6 protein-coding genes are annotated in these 6,288 nt (G+C 68.1%); 3 read left to right on the top strand and 3 right to left on the bottom strand.

Features of this window, described 5'->3' with window-relative positions:
• Positions 1-69: 69 nt before the first annotated feature.
• Complete coding sequence (locus AC6RA4_RS18070) at positions 70-528, bottom strand: Lrp/AsnC family transcriptional regulator (protein WP_500162740.1); 459 nt, start codon at positions 526-528, stop codon at positions 70-72.
• Positions 529-614: 86 nt separating this feature from the next.
• On the opposite strand from AC6RA4_RS18070, the gene AC6RA4_RS18065 reads away from it, so the two are divergent.
• The 3 genes from AC6RA4_RS18065 (at position 615) to AC6RA4_RS18055 (ending at position 4,797) form a co-directional block, all read left to right on the top strand.
• Positions 615-1,742, top strand: a complete 1,128-nt coding sequence (locus tag AC6RA4_RS18065; RefSeq protein WP_500162739.1) for a type III PLP-dependent enzyme domain-containing protein — start codon at positions 615-617, stop codon at positions 1,740-1,742.
• 84 nt (positions 1,743-1,826) lie between these two features.
• Positions 1,827-4,118, top strand: coding sequence for a xanthine dehydrogenase family protein molybdopterin-binding subunit (locus tag AC6RA4_RS18060; protein WP_500162737.1), 2,292 nt, complete (start codon positions 1,827-1,829; stop codon positions 4,116-4,118).
• Positions 4,119-4,329: 211 nt separating this feature from the next.
• Entirely contained in the window at positions 4,330-4,797 is a 468-nt protein-coding gene (locus AC6RA4_RS18055) for a CoA-binding protein (RefSeq protein WP_500162736.1), read from the top strand.
• 259 nt (positions 4,798-5,056) lie between these two features.
• Here the strand turns inward: AC6RA4_RS18055 and AC6RA4_RS18050 are convergent, their stop codons facing one another.
• Positions 5,057-5,368 carry a phosphoribosyl-ATP diphosphatase gene (locus AC6RA4_RS18050; protein WP_500162734.1) on the bottom strand — a complete coding sequence of 104 codons (312 nt, stop codon included), beginning with the start codon at positions 5,366-5,368 and terminating at the stop codon, positions 5,057-5,059.
• Complete coding sequence (hisF, locus tag AC6RA4_RS18045; protein WP_500162732.1) at positions 5,368-6,126, bottom strand: imidazole glycerol phosphate synthase subunit HisF; 759 nt, start codon at positions 6,124-6,126, stop codon at positions 5,368-5,370. The genes AC6RA4_RS18050 and hisF overlap by 1 nt, the downstream gene beginning before the upstream one ends.
• Positions 6,127-6,288 lie beyond the last annotated feature (162 nt).

The raw sequence follows: 6,288 nt of genomic DNA, 5'->3' as shown, positions 1-6,288 counted from the left end.
TGTGCGCCAATTCACCCCCGAGGTATTTTTGAACCACAGAAGCGGGGGGAGGCGTGGGAGGGGCGGGGTTCAGCCGCGGCGGTCGATCTTGGTGGTGAGGTGGATCAGGCTTTCCGAGCTTTTCACGCCGCGGGCCTCGGCGATGCGGTCGAGGGCGGCGTCGAGCGCCTCGGTGGAGGCGGCGCAGACGATCACCATCAGGTCGACCCGTCCGGAGGTGGTGTGCACCGTCTCGACCTCGGGCATCTGCCGCAGCCGGGCCAGCACGTCGGCTTGGGCGCGGGGCTCGATGCAGACCAGCACCGTGGCGCGGATCGCCTCCTTCAGGGCGGGGCCGCGGCGGATGGTGAAGCCGGCGATGGCGCCGCGCTGGATCAGACGCTCGATCCGGGCCTGCACCGTGGTGCGCGCGAGCCCCAGCCGGCGGGCGAGATCGGAGACCGGCAGGCGCGCATCGGCAGAGAGCAGCGCCACGAGGGCGCGGTCGGTTTCGTCGATATGCTGGGTGGTTTGGTCGAATTGTTCCATTTGAGGATCAGAGTGACAGTTTTGCCGGGCGAAATCGAGTCTCCTGACGCGCATACTGGAGAAAGGTGCAAACAGGAGGTGTCTTCATGGGTAAGGAGCAGGCCCTGATGCCGTCGCCCGAGATGTGGCTGGCGCGCGAGCGGCCCGACGAGCCGGTGTTCTTCTTCTGCCCGCAACGGCTGGGGGCTGTGGCGGGGCGGTTTCTTGCAGGGTTTCCGGGGCTTGTGAGCTACGCGATCAAGGCCAATCCGTTGCCCGAGATGATCGAGGGGCTTTGGTTGGCGGGCGTCCGCGCCTTCGATGTGGCCTCGCCGGCGGAAATGGCGCTGGTGCGGGCACATTGCCCGGGGGCTGTCTTGCATTACCACAACCCGGTGCGCTCGCAGGCCGAGATCCTGGCCGGGTTGGCGCAGGGCTGCGTGTCGTGGTCGGTGGACCGGATGAGCGAGCTCGAGAAGCTCGCCGCCTTGCCGGGGGGCACCGAGATCGCGGTGCGGCTGAAGCTGCCGGTGGCGGGGGCGGCCTATGATTTCGGCGCCAAGTTCGGGGCCGGGCCGGCGGGCGCGGCGGCGCTGCTGCGTCGGGTGGCCGAGATCGGGTTGACGCCGTCGCTGACCTTTCATCCCGGCACGCAATGCCGCAGCGCCGAGCCCTGGGCGCGCTACATCCAGGCCGCAGCCGAGGTCGCCCGCGCGGCGGGCGTTGCGCTGCACCGGCTGAACGTCGGCGGCGGTTTCCCCAGCGACCGGGGCGAGGGCCATCCGGATCTCGAGACCATCTTCGCCACCATTGCGGACGCCACGCGCGCGGCGTTCGAGACGCCGCCGGAGCTGGTCTGCGAGCCGGGCCGCGGGCTCTGCGCCGAAGCCTTCATGCTTGCGCTTCGGGTCAAGGCGGTGGAGCCGGAGGCGATCTTCGTCAATGACGGCATCTATGGCGGTATGGCCGAGTGGCGCGACCTCGGGCCGATGGGGCGGCTGCGGGTCATCGACCCGCAGGGGCGGCCGCGGGAAGGCCGCGCGCGGAAGCGCGTGGTCTTCGGTCCGACCTGCGACAGCCTCGACCGTCTGCCGGAACCGCTTGCGCTTCCCGAGCGGCTCGAGGACGGCGATTTCATCATCTGCGAGGGCATGGGCGCCTATTCGCGGGCGCTGGTCACCGGCTTCAACGGCTACGGAGCGCGCAGGGTGGTGCGCATGACCGCCGGCTGCTGAGATTTCCCGGGCGTCGCGCTGGACACTTTCCCGGCAGAGCGCCACTCTCCGCCGCAGAAGACCAGCCAAGCGCGAGGACGGGATATGGAAAAGTTCGGCAAGAGCCAGTCATTCAAGCGCAGCGAGGACGTGCGCTTTCTCACCGGGCATGGCCGTTACATCGACGACATCGCGCCCGAGGGCGCGCTGCACGCCTTCGTCCTGCGCTCGCCGGTGGCCCATGCGGTGATCACCGGGCTGGATGTCGAGGCGGCGCGCGACGCCGAGGGCGTGGCGCTGGTGCTGACCGTCGACGACCTGCTCGAGGCGGGCATGGACGTGCACATGGGCGGCACGGTGCTCACCAACCGCGATGGCAGCAAGGCCGCCGAGCCCGAGCGCCCGATGCTGGCGCGTGGCAAGCTGCGTCATGTCGGCGAGCCGGTGGCGCTGATTGTGGCCGAGACGCTGCAGCAGGCCCGCGACGCGGCCGAGCTGATCGAGCTCGATTACGACGATCTGCCCGCCCATGTGGAGATCTGCGCCGGCGGCGAGACCATCCACCCCGAGGCCCCCGACAACCGCGCCTTCGACTGGGGCATGGGCGACGAGGAAGCGACCGCGGCGGCCTTCGACAAGGCGGCGCGCGTGGTGCGTCTCGAGGTCGGCGACAACCGGGTGATCGTTAACGCGATGGAAGGGCGCGGCTGCTATGCCGAGTGGGATGGCAATCGCATCCACGTGGCGTTCAACGGGCAGGGCGTCTGGGACATGAAGGGCGAGCTGGCGGCGGCCATGGGGCTCGACGAGGGCGCGGTGCGCATCACCAACCCCGATGTCGGCGGTGGCTTCGGCATGAAGGCGGCCTCCTATCCCGAGTATTTCGTCGTGGCGCAGGCGGCGCGGGTGCTGGGCAAGCCGGTGCGCTGGATCTCGGAGCGCACCGAGGGGATGCTCTCGGACCATGCCGGGCGCGACCTGACGACCATGGCGGAGCTTGCCTTCGACGCGGAGCACCGCATCCTCGGCTACCGCATCCACACGCTGTGCAACCTCGGGGCCTACAACTCGGGCTTCGGCCAGCCGATCCAGACGCTGCTGTTCTCCAAGGTGCTGACCGGGACCTACGACATCCCCGCCGCCTATATGCGGGTCGAGGGGTTCTACACCAACACCACGCAGGTCGACGCCTATCGCGGCGCCGGGCGGCCGGAGGCGATCTACGTGATCGAGCGGGTGATGGACCGGGCCGCGCGCGAGCTCGGGCTCGACCCGATCGAGCTGCGCAAGATCAACTTCATCAAGGAGTTCCCCTACAAGACCGTCACCGGCGAGACCTATGACGTGGGCGATTTCCCCCGCGTTCTGGATCACGCGATCGCGGATGCCGACGTGGCGGGCTTCGCCGCGCGCAAGGCCGAGAGCGCGGCGCAGGGCAAGCTGCGCGGGCTCGGTCTGTGCTTCTACATCGAATCGATCCTCGGCGACCCGGCGGAGGATGTGCGGGTCGAGTTCACCGAAGAGGGCGGCGCGGTGATCTATGTCGGCACGCAGTCGAACGGGCAGGGGCACGAGACGGTGTTTGCCAAGTTCCTCAGCGATCACACCGGCATTCCCTTCGACAAGATCGCCTTCGTGCAGGGCGACAGCGATCTGATCGCCCGCGGCGGCGGTACCGGCGGCTCGCGCTCGGTGACCACGCAGGCCAACGTGACGCTGTCCTGCGTGCGCCAGATGGTCGAGGGGTTCTCGGCCTTCCTTGCCGAGGAGATGGGCGTGGAGGCCGGCGAGGTGCGCTTCGACGACGAGCGTTTCCGCGCCGAGGGCTCGAACCTGACGCCGACCATGCTGGACGTGGCCGAGATGGCCCGGGCCAAGGGCCGCGAGGACCTGCTGACCTGGTCCGCCCGCGACCAGATCGAGGCCCGTTCCTATCCCAACGGCGCGCATTTCGCCGAGGTGGAGATCGATCTCGAGACCGGTGTGACCGAGGTGGTGAAATACACCGTGGTTGACGATTTTGGAAATCTCATCAACCCGATGCTGGCCGAGGGCCAGGTGCATGGCGGGGTGGCGCAGGGGCTCGGGCAGGCGCTGTGCGAGCGCACGGTATTCGACGAGGATGGCCAGCTGCTCTCGGCGAGCTTCATGGACTACGCCATGCCGCGCGCCGATGACATGCCGTGGATCAGGTTCGATGTGGAGCCGGTGCCCTCGACCGGCAACCCGATGGGGATGAAGGGCTGCGGCGAGGCCGGGACCGTGGGCGCGCTGGCGGCGGTGTCGAACGCCATGCAGGATGCGCTCTGGGAGAAGGGCGTGAAGCAGGTCGACATGCCGTTTACCCCGATGCGGGTCTGGAGCCTGCTGCAGGGCGCGCCGCTGGCAGCGGAGTGAGAGCGCGGCGGGACGTGGAAAAGTGTGGCGTCAAGTTTTTTGTTCACGCTTCCTTGAGGGGGTTTGCAATTGTGGCTTTCGTGCCCATATCCCCTACAGGATCGCGGAGACGGAACCTTCGCGACGCCTTCACTGTCCCTCGTTCCGCACTTGCGCCCAAGGTCTTCCTTGGGCGCTTTTTCTTTGTCCGCTCGCGCCCTAGGGTGTGCCCATGAGCTATTCTGATGCGTTTCTGAAAGACATTCTCGCGCGGACCAAGGTGATCGCCGTGGTCGGCGTGTCGCTGAACCCGGTACGGCCGAGCTATTACGTCGCGCGCTACCTGAGCCTGCGGGGCTACAGTGTGATCGGGGTGAACCCCGGCCATGCCGGGGCGATGCTGTTCGGCGAGGAAGTGCGCGGGGCGATCGAGGATCTGCCGGCGGAGGTCGATATGGTCGACATCTTCCGCCGCTCAGAGGCAGTGCCTCCGATCGTCGAGGCCGCGCTGGCGCATCTTCCGGGGCTCAGGACGGTGTGGATGCAGATCGGCGTGGAGAACGCGGCTGCCGCCGCGGCGGCGGAGGCGAAGGGCGTTGACGTGGTGATGAACCGCTGCCCCAAGATCGAGTATCAACGCCTGCATGGCGAGCTGCGCATGGGCGGCTTCAACACCGGCGTCATCTCCTCGAAACTCTGATCGCGCCGCGGCTCCTCCGCCCTTGCGGGCGTCCTCGCGGGCTGCGCGGCGCTGGCCGATTGCCGCGGAATGCGGGAAGGGCGCGCCTGCCTCCGGCGGGAGTATTTTCGACGAAGAGAAGACGCGGACAGCGCTCCTGTCTTCTCTGGTTCGATAAATACCTCGGGGGTGAATTGGCGCTCCGCGCCAAGAGGGGGCTGGCCCCCTCACGCCTGACAGCGCCGCCCGAGAGAGGTCCGGCAGACGCGCGGAAGAAGCTCTAGCCCTTGCGCGATGCCTTCTCGGCGATGCCGGACTGACCCTGACGGCGCGCCAGCTCCTCCATGACCGCCGAGAGCGGCAGGTCGCGTGCCTTGAGCATCACGAGGAAGTGGAACAGCACGTCCGCGCCTTCCGAGGCGAGCTTGTCGCGGTCGCCCTTGACCGCCTCAATGATGGCCTCGATGGCTTCTTCGCCGAATTTCTCGGCGCATTTCTCCGGGCCCTTGGCAAGGAGCTTTGCGGTCCAGCTCTCGTCGGGCGAGGCGGAGGCGCGGGCGGCGACGATGGTTTCGAGCTCTTCGAGGGTCATCACAGCCTCACCGGGATGCCGGCCGCGGCCATGTGGGCCTTGGCCTCTTCGATCGTGAACTCGCCGAAGTGGAAGATCGAGGCCGCGAGCACGGCGGAGGCGTGGCCCTCTGTCACGCCCTCGACGAGGTGGTCGAGCGTGCCGACGCCGCCGGAGGCGATCACCGGGATGTCGACCGCGTCGGAGATCGCGCGGGTCAGGGGCAGGTTGAACCCCGCCTTGGTGCCGTCGCGGTCCATCGACGTAAGAAGGATCTCGCCCGCGCCCTTGGCGGTCACGGTGCGGGCGAACTCGACCGCATCGATGCCGGTGGGCTTGCGCCCGCCATGGGTGAAGATCTCCCAGCGGCCCGGCTCCACGGTCTTGGCGTCGATTGCCACCACGATGCATTGCGAGCCGAAATGGTCCGCCGCCTCGGCGACCACGTCCGGGTTGGCCACCGCCGCCGAGTTGAAGCTGACCTTGTCGGCGCCTGCGAGCAGCAGGTTGCGCACATCGGCCACCGTGCGCACGCCGCCGCCCACGGTCAGCGGGATGAAGCACTGCTCGGCGGTGCGGGTCACCACGTCGAACATGGTGCCGCGATTCTCATGCGTGGCGTGGATGTCGAGGAAAGTGATCTCGTCCGCCCCGGCGGCATCATAGGCGCGCGCGGCGTCGACCGGGTCGCCCGCATCGCGCAGGTCGACGAAATTGACGCCCTTGACCACGCGGCCATCGGCGACATCGAGACAGGGAATGATGCGGGTCTTGAGCATGTCCGCCTTATGGCGCGGATCGGCGGGGGAGGGAAGGGGGCGCGGCGTCGCGTGGACCAGAGTGTGCCCGGGACAAGGGGGGTATTTGAGTGGCTGCGCTGCGGATGAGAGAGGGGGCCAGCCCCCTCTTGGCCCGTTGGGCCAATTCACCCCCGAGGTATT

The sequence above is a fragment of the Salipiger sp. genome, assembly GCF_059781815.1.
Note: the sequence above shows the minus strand (reverse complement) of the source record. Positions and strands in the feature narration are given on the sequence as shown.

What these genes read in the sequence shown, in the direction of transcription:
- AC6RA4_RS18065 (WP_500162739.1), top strand. Translation starts at nt 615, where the DNA reads ATGGGTAAGGAGCAGGCCCTGATGCCGTCGCCCGAGATGTGGCTGGCG.
- hisF (WP_500162732.1), bottom strand. Translation starts at nt 6,126, where the DNA reads ATGCTCAAGACCCGCATCATTCCCTGTCTCGATGTCGCCGATGGCCGC.
- AC6RA4_RS18060 (WP_500162737.1), top strand. Translation starts at nt 1,827, where the DNA reads ATGGAAAAGTTCGGCAAGAGCCAGTCATTCAAGCGCAGCGAGGACGTG.
- AC6RA4_RS18055 (WP_500162736.1), top strand. Translation starts at nt 4,330, where the DNA reads ATGAGCTATTCTGATGCGTTTCTGAAAGACATTCTCGCGCGGACCAAG.
- AC6RA4_RS18070 (WP_500162740.1), bottom strand. Translation starts at nt 528, where the DNA reads ATGGAACAATTCGACCAAACCACCCAGCATATCGACGAAACCGACCGC.
- AC6RA4_RS18050 (WP_500162734.1), bottom strand. Translation starts at nt 5,368, where the DNA reads ATGACCCTCGAAGAGCTCGAAACCATCGTCGCCGCCCGCGCCTCCGCC.